The sequence below is a fragment of the Leptospiraceae bacterium genome, assembly GCA_024233835.1.
Classification (GTDB): Bacteria; Spirochaetota; Leptospiria; order Leptospirales; family Leptospiraceae; genus JACKPC01.
Genome location: JACKPC010000001.1, coordinates 19315 through 41237 on the forward strand (window position 1 = coordinate 19315; position 21923 = coordinate 41237).

The following is a 21923-nucleotide window of genomic DNA, read 5'->3' on the forward strand; positions in this document are numbered from 1 at the left end:
TTTATATGAGGGGGATACCGATGGAAAAGGAACTACAGACCTTTCAAGTATTTGGTGCTAAAGCAATCATTCTTCAGTTCACAGCTATTTTGAAAGAAATCAAGGGTGTAAAAAAAGCAAAAGACATCGAATACGTACACAGAATGCGTGTGGCCTCAAGACGTTTGCGTAGAAACTTGATTGTATTCGAAGATATAATCGGGAAAGACGCGACAATCGCACGAAAAAAAATCAAGAAGCTAACCCAAACCCTCGGAAATGCAAGGGATTATGATGTGCAAATCGAATTTTTGGAGCGTTTCAAATCTAAACTTCCTTCAGAAGACTATATTCCGGGGATTACAAATCTTCAATTAAATCTACAAGATAAACGTAAGAAGGAGCAGAAAAAAATTGTCCGCTTTTTAGATAATTTGCTAAAAGATAAAAAGCTGAAAAAAAATTTAAGAAATATAAATAAACTAAAAAATAAAAAAGCCAACCTCGATGAACAGGCGAGAATTTTTATACAGAGTAATGTAAATGCAAGAATTCTTTCCCTGCTAAACCAGATTCTCTCAAAAGAAGATTATCTTTATGATCCTTCTGCCAAGAAAGAACTGCACGAAACCAGAATTTTATTTAAATTTTTACGCTATGAACTGGAAATATTTCAGGATATTTATCCCGAAAAAATAAAGAGCTATATTGATACAACCAAAGAATTTCAAGCCTTATTGGGATGTATTCATGATTGTGATGTCTGGATTGATTCTCTTCCTGAGTTTATCCGTAAAATGCAGAAGGATAATAAAAACGATGAACAGAGGGCCCATTACGAAAGGTTAAAAACCGGCCTTGTTTTTCTTTCCGAAGATAGAGAAAAAGAAAGAGAAAGATTGTATATGGAGTTCATGAATCTCTGGAAAAAAAGCAAAGACAACCATCTTTCCACGCAATTTCAAGAGATCCTTTATTTAAAATAAACCCTCATTTTTTCCGGGAACCCAGCGAGCCATCAGTGGCTCGCCTACTACGATTAAATAATTATTTCTATCTTTTTTATACCCCCATTTTCATTTCTCTTCCGATAATCAAAACGCAAACTTATTTAAAAGTCAGGTAAATTTCTGTTTTCCTTGCTATCCAAGGAAAACTTTAAAACATGGAATACGGAGGGGTAAGATTCAAAATATGGACATTCGGCTAAACATCATTTCTTTAATAGGAGTATTTTTCCTTTGTTTTGTGGCCTGGATCTTTTCTGAAAATAAACGAGCGGTGCCCTGGCATATCGTCAAATGGGGGATTGCTCTACAGTTACTACTTGGCTTTTTACTTTTTATTGCTCCCGTAACACGCGACATTGTTTCGAAGGTAAATGACGCAATGAATATACTACTCGATGCTTCCGAAGAAGGAGCACGTTTTGTATTTGGAGACAAATTGGTTCCCAGAAAAGTTACTTTAAAATGCGAATTAAATCCAAATTCTACCGAGCTTACAAACTGCTTCGGAAACGATCCGGTTGCTTTCGTGAAAGGCAATAATGCTATGTATGTAGAAGGTCCCCTGATACCGGAGAAGACCGTAGTGGTTTCTGTTGATCCCGGAAAAGGGAATATTACTTTAAATCAGCCTGTAACGATTAAGTCTAAAACTGTCAGTCCGGTAACCTTCAATGCCGTTTTTTATGGAAGTTCTTACCCTCTGGGCTATATTTTCGCCTTCAGGGCTCTTCCCATGGTAATTTTCTTTTCGGCCCTGATTTCCCTTCTGTATCGATTAAACCTTATTCAGCCGGTTGTGAAAGTTTTTGCAGTTCTCTTTCAAAAGACCATGCGTATCAGTGGAGCTGAATCCCTTTCCGGTGCAGCGAATATTTTCGTAGGAATTGAATCTGCCATCGCCATTAAGCCCTATTTAGCCGGGATGACCCGCTCGGAGCTCTGTGCCATCCTCGCCAGTTGTTTTGGTTCTATTGCCTCTACTGTCCTTGGGGTTTATGTAGCTGCCCTCCGAAGAAACTTCCCTTCAATAACAGGACACCTGATGGCAGCCTCTGTTTTAACCATCCCTGCCTGTTTTGTACTGGCTAAAATCATCATCCCGGAAGACGGGAAACCCCTGACTATGGGTGGCATTCCTGAAGAAAAAGATGATGGAACTCCTAAACCGGGTTATATGGATTCCTTTATAAAAGGTGCGATTGATGGAGTAGGAATGGCGGTTGGAATTTCAGCCGTTCTTATAGGAATGCTGGCCGTTGTGGAAGTGTTAAAAGTAGTAATGAATGGGATTGTAGGAATATTCTATTCCGGTGCATTAAAATATTCCGTTCTACATTATATTTTTGGTGCCATCTTTTTTCCTTTCACTTTCCTCACCGGGATCTCTTTTAATTTGTCTGAGGTCTGGGAAGCATCTGTTCTTATCGGACAGCGTTTTTTCCTGAATGCTATTCCTTCCTATAACGCCTTACCGGCAATGAACAATGCCAATATTATATCTGATAGAACCATGCTGATTACCAGTTATGTGCTCTGCGGTTTTGCCAGTCTCTCATCTGTCGGAATTTTTGTGGGTGGTTTAACCAACCTGATCCCAGATAGAGTGAAAGACATCAGTAGTGTAACCTGGAAGGCTCTTTTTGCGGCTACCCTGGCTACCTTTATGACAGGTTGTATCGCCGGACTTTATGAATTCGGAAACCCGGGCCTCTTAGGAAAATAAAAACTCCTCTCTTATAACAAGCGAGTCACCAATGGCTCGCTTACAATCCTCCCAAATCTCCTAGAATAAAAATTGAATTTAGCGTAAAAAAATTTAACGAAATGTACTATACTTCTCTTTTCTTCGTCTTATGAAATGAATAGAAAAAGTGAAGGAATGAAATTATTATCATACTAGCACCCCCAAAAAAACACTGAGCAACCTGATTCTTTCAGGAGAAGGTTGCATTATTTTTTGTTCTATTAGCACCCCATTGTATTCTCTAAGGCCCGGTGATAAGAAATCCCGGGCTATTTTTTTACACAACGAGTATAAAAGAGATTAGCTTTATAGGAGAAAAATGGTTCTCGATAATTGTCTACCTGTATGTTTAAAGCTTCTTCCGGGTCTTCCTCATTAAGAGTAGAAGTCCAGTATTCACAGCAGGGTTTCTGGAGCCTTGCATCCCGGTTTTCAAGAGCTGCTTTCCATTCCGCAAGAGAAGGAAGCCTCATTCCCTTTTTCTTGCAATAACTGACAGCAGTAGACCAGTTCATCTTTTTTATTCCCAGAGCCTGCCATTCCAGACCGGCCAGCTTAAACAATTCAGCAGACTGGTTTTTATCTTCTTTATTCTCCGGAGGATTGTTTCCATTCTCTTTTGGATCCTTCGGATCAACGGGAGGATCCGTATGTTCCGGAGTAATTAGATCACTGGCAGGTTCCAGTTTGATTATATGTTTGATAGGAATGTCAAGGTCTTCGAGACTAAATTCCAGGCTTTTATCTACATAACCATCCAAATGCAGAGTATACCTGTAAATACCGGTGGAATTTAGTCGGTAGGAAAAAGGAGTTTTCCCTAAATTTTTTCCATTGGAATCGACTACACCCGCACCTGCCGGTTCTGTTTCAATTTGAATATTATCCAATTTCTTAAACAGGAATTTGTAGGTAAAAATACTTCCGAGACCGAGGCTTAAAAGTAAAATAGCCGCTATAAGACCAAAGTTACTGCCGGAACCATTCCCGGTAGTAGTGGTAGAGCGGGTTTGTTTTTCGTTTAATAATTTCTCCAGATCTTCAGAAAAAAGCTGGGCTGTCTGGTATCGCCTTTCTCTTTTTTTAGAACAGGCTTTCTTTATAATATATTCAATTTTACGTAGAGTTCTTTCGTTAGGAATATCAGATTCGTATTCTGAATCTTTTACCTGCAAAGCCAGATCCGGCATTTTTGCATTTACATGTTTACCCATAACCGAAAGACCACTCTCTCCCTTAAAAGGAACATCACCCGTTAAAAGCTCAAATAACATAATTCCAACTGCATATACATCGCTTCGGCCATCAATGTCTTTGGTTCCCCGGCACTGTTCAGGACTCATGTAGTTTGCTGTTCCGAGGGTCATGCGAGTCTGGGTGCGAAATTCTCCGGCAACTTTGGCAATCCCAAAATCGACGATTACCGGCTCCCCCGTGGCTCGAAACATAATATTGTCGGGTTTTATATCCCTGTGAGAACTCAGACGGTTATTATGGCAGTAATCGAGTGCTATCAGAACTTTGGATATGATATATAAAGCATCCCGATGGGGAAAGGCTTTATTCTGAACCTTGTATTCGCTCAGCTTATCGGATAAAGAACCACCGGGAAGATATTCCATAATGTAAAAAGGACGACCTTCATGGATACCCACATCGATGACTTCAACTAAATTGGGGTGCTTAATTCGAGCCGGGGTTCTGGCTTCCTGTAGAAAACGTTCCCGGATTTCATTATCTTCCGAATATTCTTCACTTAGAAGCTTCACCACAATCTTTCTGTCCAGAGCTAATTGTTCTCCGAGGTATACGGTAGCCATCCCTCCCCTTCCAATCTTTTTTTCAATTTTGAATTTGGGGGAAAGAGCACGGTTTAATAGCTCAATTTCTGCTTGAGCAGTAAATGATTTGGCTTTTAAATTATAACCACAAAACTCGCAAACTGTTGCGTCTTCTGGATTTTCCAGCCCACAGGAAGGACAATTAAGCATTCTTACTCCGGATTCGCCTCTATCTTTCTAAAGTGAATAGCACAACCTATTAACAGATTTAGAAGTTTTTTAAAAGAGTTTTTTTATTTTTATCAAAAAAATATATACAGGAGAGAAGAAGCGAACCATCTGAGGTTCGCTTCCTGATTTTTGGGATTAACCCAGCATTTCCTTTACGTCTTCTCTTTCTGAAATTAACTCTTTATGAGTCACATCAAATTTTTCTTTACTGAATTCATTTAAAGGAATGTTTTGGACGATTTCCAGTTTACTTCCATTGGAACGAACCGGATACCCAAAAATCAGTCCTTTCTCTACTCCGTAACTTCCATCCGAGCAAAGAGCTACACTGAACCAGTCTCCTGCCGGAGTAGGATTAACAATGTTCCTGACGGTATCCACTACCGCATTGGCAGCACTCGCAGCGCTGGAAGCTCCCCTTGCCTGGATAATTGCAGCCCCTCTTTTCTGTACAGTAGAAATGAAGTCTCCTTTTAACCATTCATGGTCGGAAATCACGTCCGGAGCCGGTTTTCCATCTATTTTAGCATTATAAAAATCCGGGTATTGTGTAGCTGAGTGGTTTCCCCAGATGGTTACATTGGTAACTTTAGACACTGCAACTCCTGCTTTGGCAGCCAGCTGTGATTTTGCACGGTTTTCATCTAACTTGGTAAGAGCAAACCAGCGGTCATTCGGCATACCTTTAGCATTATTCATTCCAATAAGGGCATTGGTATTACAGGGGTTTCCTACCACAAGAGCTCTTGCATCTCCGGCTGCATTGGCAGCAATAGATTTTCCTTGCTTGGTGAAAATGCCTCCATTGATTTTTAAGAGGTCTCCTCTTTCCATACCGGCTTTACGGGGAACTGAACCTACCAGTAAAGCCCAGTTTACATCTTTAAAAGCTACATCTAAATCAGAAGTAGTGGAAACTTTTTGTAATAGAGGAAAAGCACAGTCATCCAGTTCCATTACGACTCCTTTCAGTGCAGGCAGAGCTGCTTCCAATTCGAGCAGTTGTAATTCAACCGGGGTATCTTTTCCGAACATTTCTCCTGATGCAATCCTAAAAAGTAATGCATATCCTATTTGGCCGGCAGCACCGGTTACAGCAACTTTTACAGTTTTATTCATGTAGATCTATATCTCCTTAGTTTTTTAATTCTTTATCTATGATTTCAACAAATCTTTCAATAGGTTGTGCCCCTTCTAACATGATACCATTGATAAAAAAGGCAGGGGTACCATTGACTCCCAGTTTTCGACCATCCTCCAGATCTACATCGACTTCTTTTGAGGAAGAAGAATCCTGTAGACAGGCATTGAGCCTGGTTTTATCCAAACCGGCTTTTTCTGCCAGAAATAGGACGTTGTTTCTTTCTAAGTCCCCGGTATTTTCAAAAAGTTTGTCAAACACTTCCCAGAACTTCCCCTGCTTATGGCCACAACCGGCAACTTCATGAGCAAATCTTGCATTTTTATGAAAAGGGAGAGGAAAGTCCCTGAATACCCAGCGAATCTTATCTTTGTATTTTTCCCTGAGCTGGCGATTTACCATCTGACTTCTCTGGCAATACGGGCATTCAAAATCTGAAAATTCAATCACAGTAACTTTAGCTTTATCGGGCCCTATTGATGGGTTGCCTTTTTCTTCGACTTTCATGCGTGGAGCGGTAAGTTCGGCAAGTTCAATTTTAACCTTGTATTTCTCTCTAAGTTTTCGGGCAACACCGGCTTTATGCTGTTCTTCTTTCCGGTTTTTTAGAAAGTCAGAAATATCACCACTAACTTCAGGAAGGCTTTTATTTCCTAATTGAGCTTTGTACTGGTTATAAGTCCTTTCAATTTCTTGCTGGCTGGGTTCATAAGCGACTAAGCCTTCTGATAGAACTTTAGATGGCTCCATATTTTTCTCTTTTCCTTCTAATTCCAGCATTTTATCGGAAGCAAATTGACCGAAGGTCTGACCGAGACCTTTGACATACTCCGATTTTACTTTATAGGCCAGACCCGGGGCTTCTTTTTCGACATCATCGATGGTATATTTTTTACCATTTACACTTACAAAGTTTTCCGGATTTAAGGTTTTAAAATAATTTAAAATAGCCGGGATGGTTATAACAATGTAAGCTGCAAAAATAACAGCCAGAATCAGAAACTTTTTATCTGTTCCGGAGTTAATTGCATCAATTTTTTCAGAATTACTTTCCATAAAAATGTTCACTCCACTAATCTGTAACCAAAATATGATTTGTTTCCAGAATGACAAGTCCAAATATATGTATTAATGGTAGAAGATTATTTTCAACAAGAACTGGAAAACATCCAATCAAAAAATCGCTACAGGCGACTGAAAGCGCCGACAGGAATGGATTTCTCCTCGAATGATTACCTCTGCTTATCCCAGCACCCGGAAATCATGGAATCTCTGCACCGGGGGATTAAACTTTTCGGAGCCGGTTCTACAGCTTCAAGACTGATTCGGGGTCACAGGGCTATTTATGAGAAAACAGAAGAAAATTTCTCCGGTTGGGTCTCAGCTACAAGTAGCCTCTACGTTATGAATGGTTATCTTGCGAATCTGGGTCTTCTCGATTGCATCAGTCATAAAGATTCGGAAATATTCTGTGACAGATTAAACCACGCTTCTATACTGGATGGAATCCGTCTTTCCGGCACAAAGGTACGCTACTATCGGCATCTTGACATGTCTCATCTTGAAGAGCTTCTACAGAAGTCTGAAGCTAAAACAAAAATCATTGTATCGGAAACTGTTTTTAGTATGGACGGGGACCTGGCGGATTTACAGGAACTGCTTAGATTAAAACAAAAACATGAGGCAATTCTAATTTTAGATGAAGCTCATGCTCTTGGTGTTTTTGGTAATCGGGGCCAGGGGCTTGCCAATGACAAAGCATTTCTTTCTCCTGATTTATTAGAAAAAGTTGATTTTAGGGTTTATACCTGCGGAAAATCAATGGGGCTTCAGGGAGCCTTCATTTCCTGTTCCCGGAAGGAACATAAGAAGTTTTTAATAAACCGAATGAGGCCCTTTATTTTTTCAACAGCTCCTATGCCCGCCATAGCCTATGCGGTCAATAAATCTATAAACCTGATAAAAAGAAGTAAAGAGCAGAGAACTAAAATTTTAGAAAATGCTGAATTTTTTCGACAGAAGTTGAAAGAGAAAGGGTATAATACCCTGAACTCCAAAAGTCAAATCATCCCTGTTATTTTAAAAGACGAAGAAGAAGCCTTATATAAAGCTGGAATCTGCCAGGAAGAAGGTTTTGATGTTCGAGCCATTCGACCTCCCACAGTAAAACAATCCCGTCTCCGACTCAGCATAAATGCAGGTATACGAATTGAGGATATTAAAAGACTCTTAGGTATCTTATAAATATACCTAAGAGTTTCTCCTCTCTCCGTATTTGTATTTATCACCGTATTTTAATAAACTTTGATTGGAATTAAAAATAACTATTTTCTCTAAAAATTCAAAAAAGACTTGAAAAACGGGCATGACATTCCCGAAAATCAAGTTAGAATGTATTTACATCGGTTTGCAGAAGAAAAATTAAGGCATTTATTCTCGCTTTTTCCTGTAATTTGCATTCAGGGTGCAAGACAGGTAGGAAAATCAACACTTATTGAAAACCTGTTTCCCAAAAAAATTCCGACCATTGTATTTGAACCTACATCGGATGTCTTTGATGCTAGAAAAGATCCGGATTTTTTCCTGCAAAATCATCCTTCACCTCTTTTTTTGGATGAAATCCAATATGCACCGGAGTTGCTACCTGCGATTAAGAAAAAAGTAGATAGGGAAAAAAAGGCAGGAATGTACATTCTCAGTGGTTCTCAAAACTTTAGTGTGCTAAAAAATATTTCTGAATCTCTTGCGGGAAGAGTGATTATTCTGGATCTCTATTCCATGGGTCAAAGAGAACTGGAAGGACAGGCAAAACGAAAATCATTTTTAAACGATTATCTATTTTCCAAAGATTGGCAAATAAATTTAGTTCCTTCTAATATAGGGGAGACTCTGCAACAAAAAATTTGGGATGGATCTACTTTTAGAAATAGATGGGAAACTCTTTCCGATTGAAATCAAAGTAAAAGCAAATCCATCCAAAGAGGATGCGAAAAACTTTCCTTTGTTCCGAAATATTTTTCCCAATGAAAATATCCAAAAAGGCCTGGTAATTTCTTCTACAGAAAATCCAAGGTGGCTTACGGAAGATGTTTTCACTATTCCCTATTGGATGCTGTAAAATCCCCCTTTCTTTTCCGCTTGACGGAACGATCTTTAAACACAAAAATAGCCTTATGAAAATGCTGGATATAGGGAATTCCAATTTTAAAGACATTATCGAGAAAGATTATTATTATATAGATAAATCCTTACTGATTCAGGAGATTCTCGAAGCTCAAAAACAGGTTCTTTTAATTCCCCGCCCCCGTCGTTTTGGAAAAACTCTCAATCTTCTCATGCTCAAATATTTTTTTGAAAAAGAACCGGATAACCAGAAGCTTTTTACCCATTTAAAAATCTGGAACTCTGGAGAAAACATTCTAAAACACCAGGGAAAATATCCGGTAATTTACCTGAGTTTTAAAGATGCGAAAGCTGATAATTGGCACAAAGTTCTGGAGCATGTAAAATCTGAAATTGCTAAAGCTTATGAGAGACATCAATATTTGTTGGATTCTAATATCATTACGGATATTCAAAAAGAACATTACATTTCTATATTAAAATTAACTGCAAATGAAACAATTTATGAAACCAGCCTGAAACAACTGAGTGAATATCTATATCGTTACCACCAGGAGCAGGTAGTGATTCTGGTCGATGAATACGACACACCCATCCAGTCGGGATATAATAAGTTTTATGATGATGTGGTTCCCTTTATGCGAAATTTGCTCAGCGGAGCGTTCAAGGACAACCTTTCTCTTTTCAAAGGAGTAATTACGGGAATCCTTCGTGTTTCGAGAGAAAGTATTTTTAGCGGACTCAATAATCTAAGTGTTTTCTCAATTTTAGATAAGCGAATGGCAGAACATTTTGGATTCACTGAAGATGAAGTGAAAAAGATTCTTTCAGATTTCAAGGTTTCGACTTCCTATCAACAGGTTAAAGAATGGTATGATGGATATATCTTTGGAGACACATCCGATATATATAACCCCTGGTCAATTTTGAATTATGTTGTTGAAAACGAAATTGGTTTCAAACCTTATTGGATAAACACGAGTTCCGACACACTTTTGAAAGAACATATCAAGTCCAAAAATTCAGATGAAGCAAGAGAGTTGATTTTAAAACTCATCAGCGGTGAAACAATAGAGAAACCGATAGAAGAGAATTTTGTATTTCCCGATTTGAACACGAATAGAGACCTGCTCTGGACTCTTCTAACCTTTAGTGGTTATCTTACGATTCACAAAAAACTTAACTTAGGATTATATGAACTTAAAATTCCTAATTATGAAATTAGTTATGTTTTCAAAAATATCATTCTCTATTGGTTTCAATCGGAAGTAAAAATCTATCGTAATCTTTTAGAAGACACCATGCGTGCCCTTGTCGGGAAAAAACCGGAGCAATTTGCAGAAGGATTTCAGAGAATCATAGGAGATACTTTCAGTTATTACGACACGGATAGCACACCCGTGGTTCGATACACCAAACGGGCTACTCAGCAACCTGAGAAGGTGTATCAAGCCTATACACTCGGACTTCTTGCTATATTAAGTGATGATTATATTATTCGTTCGAACCGGGAAAGCGGAAGCGGACGGTATGATATTCTTCTAATACCGCAGGATAAGAAGAAAAACGGAGTGGTTATGGAACTCAAAAGCATTCCCAAAAAGAAGAGTCGTGAAACCAAGAAGAATTTTTCGGAAAGAGTAGACAAGGAAATCAATGAGGCTTTACAACAGATAGAAGAGAAGAAATATTATAGTGAGCTAATAGAGCACAGGACAGCAGGAATCATCAAAGTTTCTGCTGTGTTTGCAGGCAAAGAAGTCTTTGTGAAGATGGTGTAATCTAACATGAAACTCTCCCTCATCACTAAATTATTCAAAGAGGATTTTAAGAGATTCACTCGCTTGCTTCGATTTTACCGAGGATGAGATTTTAGATAATGTAACGTAGTTGAAAAAAGAAGGGAGAAACAATGTTAAAACATTCACCTTTCTCCCTCTATTACGTTCTCAAAGAAAACCTGAATTCGAAAATGGGAAATCCGGAGTCTTTGAAAAAAAGAAAATAAATAATCTACAGACAAGTTTCTAAAGCAGTTCTTTTTTTATCAAATCTTTTTCCGATTTACAGGAAAATCTTTACCTGATAAATTGCTCTTATTCCCACTCAGGAGCTTCAATAAGTTCTCAGGGTTTTGAATATAGCTTTCAACTATGGACCGAGTAGAACTACAAATAGGAGATCTCCACTGGTTAGACCCGGCAAGCGAAGAGGAGGATCTTTGCCTGCACGGCTCTTTTTATGTGAAAATTGGAGAGGAAGTCGTAAGCGACGGAACCGATCCTACCTGGACTATCAGTGCTTCCGTTTTATTCCTGTTTCGAACCCTGGAAAATGGCCATACTCCGGAAAAACCGGTTTCTGAAAATTTAATTCCTTGCTGCGGCTTTTCTATGTACAAACAGGAGGAATCTGAAGACTGCCTTGTCATAGAGTGTCCGAATGGAATCAACTGGACGGTCGAAAAAAAAAAGAACTCTTTTCTGCTAATAACAGAGAATCAAATCAGCGAGGAAGTATCATTCCGTAAGTGGAGAGATTCTATTCTAAGATTGGCCGAGGAAATTGAAGAAATATATCGTATTTCAAAATCAAAAAGAATCCTGGAAGAAGAAAAAGAAGGCTATGACACTTTTTGGGTGGAGTGGAATCGCCGGAAACAAGCAGCCACCAGTATTGGATAATTTTTTTTATATAAAAACTTAAAAAATCCTTTCTTCTGTTGACAAATGTTCTTAAATAAAATATCGTGTTTTATATTAGATGCGATGGTTTATGCATCACTGGTATAGTCTTAAAAATCCTTACTTCCGCTTTTCTTTCCTTTTTTTTAAATCAGGCAAAAAACGGCTTATTGGTAACTCTGCTATATCCCCAGGTCATAAACAGGTTGAATCAATTTTTTTTAGGAGTATAATATGCAACAGGGCATAGTTAAATGGTTTAATGAGAGTAAAGGTTATGGTTTTATCCAAAAAGAAAATGGTGGCGATATTTTCGTACATCATTCCGGTATCCTCAGCGATGGTTTCCGTACTCTAAGAGAAGGTGCTCAAGTAGAATTCAATATTGAAGACACTCAAAAAGGGCCTCGTGCCGTTTCTGTTAGAACTATAGGCTAATCGTCTAATAAGCCTTAAGCTCCCTTTTAATACCAGAGAGGGAGCTTTTTCTCATTTTTCACCATACATCTCTAAGTTTTCGAAGAGCTAAGAAAAGACCCTTCGCTTCATCTGTTTTAATTCCACGAAAAGCTTTTTCAAGGTTGAACTTCATGAAATCAGAAGGTCTGTCACAACGCAGGAAGGTATTAATTTTCCTTTCCATTTCCATATTCAACTGTAAGAACTCAAAATCTTTCTTTAGAGCTTTTATTTCATTCTGAAGCTGTAGAACTGTTTCATTATCCGGTTCTATAAATAAAGAAAAAGCAAGATTATTCTCCAGGTAATCGTGTCCCGGATACAGTACAACTTCATTTTGCAATTTGTAGAAATGCTTATATACCGTTTCAAAAAGTACCTCCGGTTTTCCTCCATTCCTACAGTTTCCCACACCTGCATTAAATAAAGTATCTCCCGAGAAGAGTCCCTTAGCTACACCCTTTTCTTTATACAACAGACAGAGATGAGAAAATGTGTGACCGGGTGTATCCAGAACTTCCAGAGCCTTATCCTTATCTCCTAAGTTCAGGCTATCACCCGCCTTGAGGCCGGTGGTAAAACCCGGAACCTTATCCTTTGCATTGGGATGGGCCAGAACTTCCACGCCCTTATATAAGAATAATAAATCTTCGTTTCCGCAGACATGATCCTGGTGTTCATGGGTGTTTATAATAAACTTTAAGTGTAAGTTTCTTGCCTCTAAGTTTTTCCGGATTTGATCTGCATAAAAGGGATCTATACAAATTGCTTCTCGACTTTGTTCTTCAAAAAGGATATAAGAGAAATTTCTCAAATTGCTATGGGTATAAATCTGTAATATTTGCATTTTCCTCTGTATTGAATCTATTCGAAAACTTTCCGGCAAGAAGAAAAAACAGTTTTCTTTTTTTTATAGAATATTTATACTAAATGCCGGTATGGAAGAAGAAAAAGACGATAAACCCTCACAACTCGTTAAGATATTACGTAAAATGCCCTATCTCGAAGCCCGTTGGATTCTTGCAGATATGGATAAGGATCTTCAATTTGATAGGCATGTTCTTTCTTCAATTGCAAATGGTTTATTTGAACTGAGAACTTTCTTTAAGGATTTCACAGAGTCTACCATGCAGGAAATTCTACCTTCAGTTCCTGATTCGAGCCTTGCCTATATCATCAAGACAGAAGCCCGCTATCAAACGGACGTAAAACGTGTCCTGGGAAAAGACAGGTATTTCCGAATCGAAAAAACCGAAGCGGATGATGAAGAAATCGCTAAAAATAATATTATCTCTGCCATACATACTGCTTTATCAGAAAAACGACTTTCTTACCATTCTATACTTTTGCTCCTGAAAGTAGGTCCCTGTACTAAAAAAGTTTTTTTAAACCGAGAACCGATTCATTTACAGATGCGGGTTCTGAACCAGATGTATAAGCCGGGAGACATGCTCGATGTTCTGATTTATTCTCCGGATCTGGCGGGACAGAAAGCCCAGATTTTCACTCTAAAATCCGACTCAGGGAAAGAAGATAAACGCATAATGTTTCGCTTTGATAAGTCAGGTTTTTATTTTAAGCAAATCCACTCAGGAATTGATCCGATCGGTTTTATCGGTTTATCGGTTCCGTCCCGTGGAGATGCTTTACTACCTCTTCTTGCTGTTTCCGATACCCAGGCTTTATTTACTCCCATACTTGAATCTTATACCTATAAAAATAAAATATATCATATAAAACTTAATTTACACTTTCGCGATGGAGGAAATCTGAAACGGGAAAGTAAAATACGATATATTATATATTGTTTATACTGTGGTTTTCCGCTTTTTATTTCCAATGCAGATAATACTCCTGAAGGAATCGAAATCAAATTTCCTTTGCCGGAAACCGAACCCGAACATAAGGGGGATTATTATTTGCATATTTTTTATGGCGAACACCACTCCGGTGTTACTCTCCCCGCCCTGCATAACCGTTATGTGCCACCTAATCCAATTCAAGGAGAAAAAGAAGTTCCCTACAGTGGTTCTTATCTTCTTCATAGAACCGATGATTTGTTTGAAGCCAAAAGGGTGAATAAATTACTTTTTTCCGGAACCAGTTTCTTTGAACGAAAGGCTCCTGTTACAAATTGGCCGGAATCTCCTCTGGCAATTTCTATCCGTAAAAAAGAAATATTCGCATTTTCTTATCTTCCGAATATTTCTGAGTATAAAGTAAAAAGAAAAAAAGCCCTGCCTGAGAAAAAGGAAGGGGAAGAGAAAGTGATATATTCTTTATATGAACCTCACCACGGGGGTTTCCGTCGTTCAGAGGTTCCTTCTGCAAGCATATTTCATAAAGTTCCTACTACATATAAACGAATTTCTTTTGTACCGGAAGGTTCTCAAACTTCCGGTAAACCTGTAAATGTGAAAACCCTGGTGGGTGAAATTTTTATTCATTATGTATTACCTTTTCCCTATTACCACCCTGCCTGGCTTGTTCTGCAACAATTAGGAAGTATTCTTTTTAAACTGGAACCTGAAGGAAAAGTAAATAACCTGAGCGATATGATTCTTAGTTGTAAAAACGAAGATGGAAAATATGGTTTATTTGGCGGGGAAGGTGCCAGTTGGAAAATCAGTCTGGATCTATATGATGCCTTAAATCTATATTTTAGTTTTCCTATTGTTAAACCCGATCAGAAACTATTAGAACTCTATAAACAACTGGAAGTAAATCTAAAGAAGAAACTCAGCTTCCTTTTTGAACCCAAATATAATCTGAGAGACGTATACAAGATTCTTGCCTATAAAGAAGGGAATATGCTGATCCGGGAAGGTTGTCCTTATCAGCTTCCTACTCTTTGTTTTCACCTTCTTACCAAAATTTCAGATAAAGATGAATTATCCCTTTATCGTAAAACCAAGAAATATCAGAAACCCATAACCGAGGCAGCTTCTCGTTCGATTTTTAAGAAACTGGGGGTTGTAGAAGAAAAATTTGAAACCGTTTATGAGCCTATTTTAGAAAAGTTGGAGAAACCGGTTCAGACTCTTTCTGAATTCAGTCATTTCTATTTGTTACCCGATTTCTATCCGGCTATAGAAAGACTCACAGCGTTTTTATCTTTTTTGAAAAACTTTGGAAACAAAAAATTACAGGGCCAAATCATTGAAGAAAATCTGGAACCTTCACTACCCGTTCAGGGGAAATATCCGGAAAACTCTTTTTTTATATCGAAAAAACTTTTCAATAAGGGAGAGAGAGGACAAATTCAGTGGGAAAAAAACCTCAGAGGTTCTTACCGTATTCTATTTCCTTCTTTTATAGAACTTTTTGAAGATAGTGAATACATCCGTAAAGGTTCCGGGATTTATATCAAACCTGCCCTTTTCAGTCGACCGACTATTTCTTTTCGTTGTAAAGAAAAGGGAGAGGGAGCGATTTTTATATTAGTAGAAAACGATAAATCAGAGGATGGTTTTTATCTCTGGGAGTTAGATACGATATCGGTAGTTTAATTGTACTGCGGATTAAAGACAGTGGAGTAATCCACTGTCTTTATGATGGTTTACTGAACTTTTTGTTTGGGAACAAAACTTTTTGCACCGGTCTTTCTTACTTCTTTTTGAAAGTTAAGTGCATCTTTACGATTTGCAAAATCCCCTATTTGAACACAGAGACCTTCTTTTCTTTTGTAGATAAAAAGTTTTTTGCCCAATCGTTTTTCTAAAGATTTGAAACGGAGAGCATTCTGTTCTTCTTTAAAAATTCCTAATTGAACTGTATAGCCTGAAGGTTTTTCATTCGATATAGCTTTGGGTTCTTCTTTTTTAGGCTCTTCTTTTTTTACCGATTCTTTTTTAGGTTCTTCTTTGGTAGCTGGTTCTTCTTTTGTAGATGGCTGTTCTTTCGTTTCGGAAGTTGCTTTTTTTGTGGATTTCTCTTCTCCACCGGCATCTTCCAGAATATCATCATCTTCATCATCCAGATCGTCTTTCAGGAAGTCATCTAATTCATCTTCAGAACCAATTTCGCTATCTCCACCTTTCACCATTTTGATTCCAACGCGGGTAACTCCATTTTCTTTGAATGCCAATTCTTCTGCGGCTTTTTCAGAAACATCAATTACTCTTCCTTCAGCAAAAGGTCCGCGATCTATAATTTTAACAGTAGTTTCTTTTTTATTTTCAAGATTGGTTACTTTTACCAAGGAACCAAAAGGAAGGGTTCTGTGTGCTGCTGTCAGCTTCTGGTTATCATAGGTTTCACCACTGGCGGTTAATTTCCCCTGGAATTGCTTTCCGTACCAGGAAGAAAGTCCTATTTCATCGTAATTTTTTTCAGTTGTATTGATTTCTTCTACTTTAGCTGCTTCTTTTCCGCTATTATTTGTCGGTACAGATGCTTCCTCAGTCTTTTTTTCTTCCGGAGTACTTGTAGTAGTGGATTTGGTTTCGTCTTTAACAGGTTCTGCCGGTGCTGTTTCTCTATTTGTAACCTGCTCGGTTTCTTTTTCGGGCAAGCTCTGGGTTTGATTGGCCCTTGTGGTACTACAGGAAATTATTGCGATGATTCCGAATAGTCCTAAAAAATGTCTCATTTTAACCTACCTTCTTCTGGGTTATATTACCAATATTCGGCTGAAATCTACTGATACAATTTTAATTTTTTTATTGCCTCCCGCAAGGAAAAGAAAAATAAACCTGCACCAAAAATAACTCTATTTTTATGTGTATCCTATGTTTTGCAAGCGATGGTACCTACTCTTTTTTCTCATCCTGACTGTCTCCTGTACTTCTATTTTAGAACGTTCTATAGGGACAAAATTCCAATCAGAACTGTTATATGACCCTTTTTATATTCTGTATACGGAACAAAGTAGGCAAAATTTCCAGGGTCTTGATTCCGGAGAAGTTTTTGAACTTTTAAAAAAATATTCCCATTATACAAACTATCCCTCTCTGGAGCCCCTGGGAAGGCATGAGAGGCTTTGTAGCAGAGAAAGTGGGGCTTTTTCGTATAAGGAGCTAAATAATCTTGCAGTTTACCAGTTAAAAACAGGAACTATTTTTGCCGCGGAAAGAAATCTTCGCTCTGCCTTTCAACTTAAGAAAGACGAAAGGGTAATCTTTCTAAATCTTCTTCGCCTGTATTATATGGGGGATGCCTATAAAGAAGCCAGGAACTTGAGTACAGAATTTATCCTGCAATTCCGGAAAAATAGAAGCGGAATTTTTTCAGTTCTGAATGAATTTGAAGCCAGTCATCGCATAGAAGAAAGAATTTTATTCCTGGATGGTCTTTCCAAAGCAGAAGGCTTTGAGTTAGATGCCCTATCGGAGATAGGAGAATACCTGCAAAAAAAAGGAGAGTATAATAAGGCCGCCTATTATTATGAGAAAGTCCTGGATCTTAACTCATTTCATAAAAAGGCACTTTTTGGAATGCTTTACATTTCTTTTGTAAAGGAAGAATATGAGAATGCTCTATTATACGGAAAACCTCTATTAGAAATTGGTAACTATCCTGAGTCTACTTTATATTATATTGCAATGTGTGAATATGAGCTGGGAAAATATAAGGAAGCCCTGATTCATTTGAATAAAGCTCCTGAAAAAGAAAAATCTGAGCTGAACTTTCTTATTCTCTGGAAAAATGTAATTTTATCTTCCGGCTTAACAGAAGATTTGCAAAAAATGAAGCCCTATTTGGATAAAATAGGGCAATCCCAAACAAGAAAAGAAATTTCAGAACTTGAGTTTCTTTTGAGCCCCTACGGAAAAGAAATGCGGGAAGATATATTCCGGGGTCATTAGATCACAAAGCTTCTATAATCAGAAGGGTTCTGTCGTCAGTTAAGATTCCGGAAGAGAATACTTCCAATTCTTTGAAGACGGATTCTGTTAATTGCTCAATGGATAAATTTTTGTAACGAGATAAGATTTGTATAAAACCCTCATAACCTAAAATTTCCTGCTGGTAATTCATACTCTCGAAATATCCATCTGAAAAAAAGATTAGCTTATCCCCCTTTTGCAGTTCTATACTCTTTTCTATAAATCTTGGTTTTTCATGAAGAATTAACAGATCCCCTTCAGTTCGGATTACTTCCAAATTTCCGTTCCGAATTTTAACAAAGGGAGGATGCCCGGCACTTACATAGCTCAGCCTCTTTTTTTCTAAATCCAAATGCAAGAAAATAGAACTGATAAAATGCTCACTAACAAATGGTCTAACCGAAGAATGAATGGTTTGTAAGCATTTTGCAGGCTCTTTGGGGTCTAAGTCTAAGTTTTTAAAAATAGCAATTGCCATAGCCGATACCATGGCAGATGAGATTCCGTGGCCGGATACATCTCCCATAAAGATATTTATATAATGTTCATTGATTTTTTTATAACTTAAAAAATCTCCTCCTATCTTTTCCATAGAACGACAATTTGCATAAATTTTCAAATGCGGACTTTGAGGGAATTTATCTTCAATCAATTTTTCCTGTGTTTTTCTTGCGAGTTCCATTTCATAATCAACTCTTTCGCAGAATTGTTCAATGGTAGCTTCCTGCTTTTTTCTCAGGCTTATATCATACATGACACATAAGAATTGTTCTGTATCCGGAACTTCTATAATCGGTAAAGGGATTAGTTTTAAAGTGAAATCTTTTCCTGCATATTGTATTTCATATTCATGAAGCATTGCTGACTCATTATTTTTGAAAAAAGTCGCTACTTCGTTTAATCTGAGCTTTAAATATATATCCTGGGATATTAAAATACGATCATGGAATGAATGATTTAGCTCATCCTGAAATAACTCAATAAACATCTGGTTATAGTATATTACATCTTTTAGCGTATCATCAAAAATAAAAATTGCTTCCGGAGATAAAGAAAGAATTGTTTGAAGAAATCGTTTTTGAAAGTCTTTCGTCTCTAATTTATTTTTTATGATTTCCATTCTTTCAGAAAGGTAACGTTCTTTATCTTTTCCAAATAATAATTTGGCTTTAATTGATTCTAACAATTCCTTTTTCTTAAAGGGTTTTGTAATATAGTCATCTGCATTTAGATTCATTCCCTTTCTAACATCTTCACGAGTTGATTTTGCAGAAAGAAATAAAAAAGGTAGTGTTACCGTACTTTTTTCGGCACGAATTTTATTTAAAAGTTCATAGCCATCCATTACAGGCATCATGATATCACAGATCACAAAATCTACCGTTTCTTTTTGCATCATCTCCCAGGCAAGCTGACCGTTCTCTGCTTGTAGAATTTTGTAACCCTCATCTTCCAACATTTCTGCTATGTTTTCTCGAATTTCCTCTTCATCTTCAACTACCAAAATTACTTCCATATACATTTTCTCCGAGTTTAATAATAAATGTGGTTCCTTTCTGTCTATTGGACCTAAAACTTAAAGTGCCCCTGTGATTTTCGATAAGTTGCTTTGCAATCACAAGTCCTAAACCTGTACCATTAATTCCTCCAGTATTACTGGCACGGTAAAATGTTGTAAATATTTTATCTTTTTCAGTATCCGGTATTCCTATACCATAATCTCTGATTTTTATCAGTATTCCTGAACTCTTAAATTTCAATAATATTTCAGGAGGAGGACAATCTTTGGAATATTTAAAAGCATTTGCAATGAGATTAATTAAAGCATTTCGCATGTTAGATATATCAATAAATACTTCTCTCTCTTTATTTTTTATTATAAGCTTTGCTTTTCTTTTATCTTCCATATCTAAAAAATTTTCTTCTAAAATTTTTTCCAATAAAACGGTCAAATATACTTTTTCCGGCTTAAATGGCATTCTACCTGCTTCAATTCGACCCAGTATCAAAACATCATTGAGTAAGCTTACAATTCTTTCTATCGAACTATTAATTCTTGCAAAGTGCTTATTAAATTTTTCTTCAATCTCTTCGTCATGAATGAAGGGTATCTTATCTGTAAGTATTTCGATACTCGATTGTATGGTAGTTAGAGGGGTTTTGAATTGATGGGAGGCTGTATTTACAAAAGAAGTTTTTAATTCATTTAATTCTTTTTCCTTCCTTAAGGCATCCTTTAATTTTTTCTCGGCTTCTTTCTGCTCGGTAATATCGAAACAGATACTTAAGTATTGAAAGGCCCGGTAATTGTCATCTAAAAATGGAATAATCGTTGCATCTAACCAGGAAAGGGTCCCACTCTTTGCTTTATTACAAATTTCTCCTTTCCATACCTTTCCTTTTTTTATTGTATCCCATAAGTTGGTAAAAAACTCTTTTGAATGTACTCCGGATTTAAACAGGCTCGGAGTTTTACCAATTAAATCTTCCCTGTTGAAACCGAAGGTATGACAGAGTTTATCATTTACATAGGAAATCTCTCCCCTATCATTGGTGTAAAAAACGATGGAAGATTTTTCTATAGCCGTATGGTAGGAGCTTACATTTCGATAGGCACTTTCAAGTTCGAGGACAGCTTTTTTTCTTTCAATAATTTCATTTTCTAATTGTTCATTCTTTGTTTGTAGCTCCAGGGATCTTTCTAAAATTTTTTTTTCTAACTCCTCGTTTAAATCTACTATGGTTTTTTCATAGAGTTTCCGTTTATGAATATCGACTAATGTGCATAACCAGGCGATTTTCTTCTTACTCTTTCTTTGCAAAGGAACGCTGATTAATTGAAAAAATTTTCCTTCCGGGTAGTCTATAGTTTTTATAAGAAGCTCTTCTTCCCACTTCTGTTTTGTTGTTATGGAGGGGATTTTACTTTTTATAATCTGCAATGCTTCTTTTAAATTATTTGCCTGTGAATTAACTTTTATTATATTCAATAATTCATCTATTACGTAATACGCATTTTCTGAGTTTGCCAGAATGGCTTCTTTTAAAATTTTTTCTTCTTCAAATTTCTTTTCAATTCTTACTTTTTCGGTTACATCCCGAATAGTAATCAGAGCCGTATTCGGATTTGTAAAATAGCTCACAATAGGTATAATTCTTATATCATACCAGGCTTCTTCTTTGTCGTCCTTGTATCGAACAATATTTGGACTTTCTCCCAATAAAGCCTGCTCCACAGAAGGCTTTAATAATTCATAAAAATCCTCAGGCCAGATTTCCTGAATTTTCTTTCCTGAAAATTCTCCGATGTTGGAAAATAATCCCGAATTTTTACTCTTCCAGACATTTAAAAATTGGTATTGATTATCTATCTCGAAAACTATATTATCTATTGAACGGATAAGAGCATCCATTCTTAAATTGTTTCTGACAAGCTCCTTTTGTAATTCAGCACTTTCTGAAAATTCAAAACCCAGTCCGAAGATCTCATTTAATTCCCCTTTTTCATTTTGTACGGGACGAAATTCCCAGTTAACCCATTTAATAGAACCTTCCTCCGTTACCATGCGGATGGATAATTGTTCTATAGATACGTTCTCATTCATGAGTTTATTTAAAAGGTATTTAAAAGAAGGCAGGTCATCGGGGTAAACATTGGAAAAAACATTCAGATCCCGATATGTTTTAGAAACAGAAAAGAAACATTGCAAAAATGATGTATTTACTAACTTATAAGTAAAGTTGGTATGAAGTGATATACTAAAAGTGGAAAAAGCAAGGAGAGTTTCGTTTAGCTTTTTTAGGCGATGAATCTCTCCTTCCTTTTGCTCAAGTAATTGTCTGAACTCATCGGGTTCCATATCTCCATATCTACAAACCGAAACTCTAAATTCAAGCTGAATAAATTTTATTTATATCATTGGATAACTTTTCCCCAATCAAA

At 37.1% G+C, this 21923-nt stretch carries 17 protein-coding genes; 10 read left to right on the top strand and 7 right to left on the bottom strand.

Going from position 1 to position 21923, the window contains the following annotated elements; translation table 11 throughout:
* The first annotated feature begins 20 nt into the window (after window positions 1-20).
* Together H7A25_00075 and H7A25_00080 are read left to right on the top strand one after the other, a co-directional pair.
* A complete protein-coding gene (locus H7A25_00075) occupies window positions 21-965 on the top strand; it encodes a CHAD domain-containing protein (GenBank protein MCP5498271.1) in 945 nt (314 codons plus the stop codon).
* A 403-nt stretch (window positions 966-1368) separates the two neighbouring features.
* A complete protein-coding gene (locus tag H7A25_00080; protein ID MCP5498272.1) occupies window positions 1369-2712 on the top strand; it encodes a nucleoside:proton symporter in 1344 nt (447 codons plus the stop codon).
* Window positions 2713-3002: 290 nt separating this feature from the next.
* On the opposite strand, the gene H7A25_00085 is transcribed toward H7A25_00080, so the two are convergent.
* From H7A25_00085 to H7A25_00095, 3 genes are all read right to left on the bottom strand, one after another.
* A complete protein-coding gene (locus H7A25_00085; protein ID MCP5498273.1) occupies window positions 3003-4724 on the bottom strand; it encodes a protein kinase in 1722 nt (573 codons plus the stop codon).
* A gap of 156 nt (window positions 4725-4880) precedes the next feature.
* Window positions 4881-5864 carry a malate dehydrogenase gene (locus H7A25_00090; GenBank protein ID MCP5498274.1) on the bottom strand — a complete coding sequence of 328 codons (984 nt, stop codon included), beginning with the start codon at window positions 5862-5864 and terminating at the stop codon, window positions 4881-4883.
* Between the two features lie 16 nt (window positions 5865-5880).
* Window positions 5881-6942 carry a DsbA family protein gene (locus tag H7A25_00095; protein ID MCP5498275.1) on the bottom strand — a complete coding sequence of 354 codons (1062 nt, stop codon included), beginning with the start codon at window positions 6940-6942 and terminating at the stop codon, window positions 5881-5883.
* Between the two features lie 75 nt (window positions 6943-7017).
* On the opposite strand from H7A25_00095, the gene H7A25_00100 reads away from it, so the two are divergent.
* From H7A25_00100 to H7A25_00125, 6 genes are all read left to right on the top strand, one after another.
* Complete coding sequence (locus H7A25_00100) at window positions 7018-8130, top strand: 8-amino-7-oxononanoate synthase (GenBank protein MCP5498276.1); 1113 nt, start codon at window positions 7018-7020, stop codon at window positions 8128-8130.
* Window positions 8131-8277: 147 nt separating this feature from the next.
* The gene (locus tag H7A25_00105; protein ID MCP5498277.1) at window positions 8278-8838 is read left to right on the top strand and encodes an AAA family ATPase; all 561 of its coding nucleotides are present in this window, start codon (window positions 8278-8280) and stop codon (window positions 8836-8838) included.
* A complete protein-coding gene (locus tag H7A25_00110) occupies window positions 8795-9004 on the top strand; it encodes a hypothetical protein (GenBank protein MCP5498278.1) in 210 nt (69 codons plus the stop codon). The genes H7A25_00105 and H7A25_00110 overlap by 44 nt, the downstream gene beginning before the upstream one ends.
* Before the next feature lie 55 nt (window positions 9005-9059).
* Window positions 9060-10790: an AAA family ATPase gene (locus H7A25_00115; GenBank protein ID MCP5498279.1), complete on the top strand. Its 1731-nt coding sequence runs from the start codon at window positions 9060-9062 to the stop codon at window positions 10788-10790.
* Window positions 10791-11162: 372 nt separating this feature from the next.
* Complete coding sequence (locus H7A25_00120; GenBank protein MCP5498280.1) at window positions 11163-11693, top strand: hypothetical protein; 531 nt, start codon at window positions 11163-11165, stop codon at window positions 11691-11693.
* Window positions 11694-11927: 234 nt separating this feature from the next.
* Complete coding sequence (locus H7A25_00125; GenBank protein MCP5498281.1) at window positions 11928-12131, top strand: cold-shock protein; 204 nt, start codon at window positions 11928-11930, stop codon at window positions 12129-12131.
* 58 nt (window positions 12132-12189) lie between these two features.
* On the opposite strand, the gene H7A25_00130 is transcribed toward H7A25_00125, so the two are convergent.
* The gene (locus H7A25_00130) at window positions 12190-12999 is read right to left on the bottom strand and encodes a hydroxyacylglutathione hydrolase (protein MCP5498282.1); all 810 of its coding nucleotides are present in this window, start codon (window positions 12997-12999) and stop codon (window positions 12190-12192) included.
* 91 nt (window positions 13000-13090) lie between these two features.
* Between H7A25_00130 and H7A25_00135 the strand changes: the two genes are divergently transcribed.
* The gene (locus H7A25_00135; protein MCP5498283.1) at window positions 13091-15661 is read left to right on the top strand and encodes a hypothetical protein; all 2571 of its coding nucleotides are present in this window, start codon (window positions 13091-13093) and stop codon (window positions 15659-15661) included.
* A gap of 50 nt (window positions 15662-15711) precedes the next feature.
* Here H7A25_00135 and H7A25_00140 read toward each other — a convergent pair whose 3' ends face one another.
* Window positions 15712-16743 (bottom strand): septal ring lytic transglycosylase RlpA family protein, encoded by a 1032-nt coding sequence (locus tag H7A25_00140; protein MCP5498284.1) that lies wholly within the window; start codon window positions 16741-16743, stop codon window positions 15712-15714.
* 139 nt (window positions 16744-16882) lie between these two features.
* On the opposite strand from H7A25_00140, the gene H7A25_00145 reads away from it, so the two are divergent.
* On the top strand, window positions 16883-17959 hold the full coding sequence (locus H7A25_00145) for a hypothetical protein (GenBank protein MCP5498285.1): 1077 nt from the start codon (window positions 16883-16885) through the stop codon (window positions 17957-17959).
* Between the two features lies 1 nt (window position 17960).
* On the opposite strand, the gene H7A25_00150 is transcribed toward H7A25_00145, so the two are convergent.
* Together H7A25_00150 and H7A25_00155 are read right to left on the bottom strand one after the other, a co-directional pair.
* The gene (locus H7A25_00150; GenBank protein ID MCP5498286.1) at window positions 17961-19496 is read right to left on the bottom strand and encodes a SpoIIE family protein phosphatase; all 1536 of its coding nucleotides are present in this window, start codon (window positions 19494-19496) and stop codon (window positions 17961-17963) included.
* On the bottom strand, window positions 19474-21840 hold the full coding sequence (locus tag H7A25_00155; GenBank protein MCP5498287.1) for a PAS domain S-box protein: 2367 nt from the start codon (window positions 21838-21840) through the stop codon (window positions 19474-19476). Before H7A25_00155 ends, H7A25_00150 begins: the two co-directional genes overlap by 23 nt.
* Window positions 21841-21923: the final 83 nt, after the last annotated feature.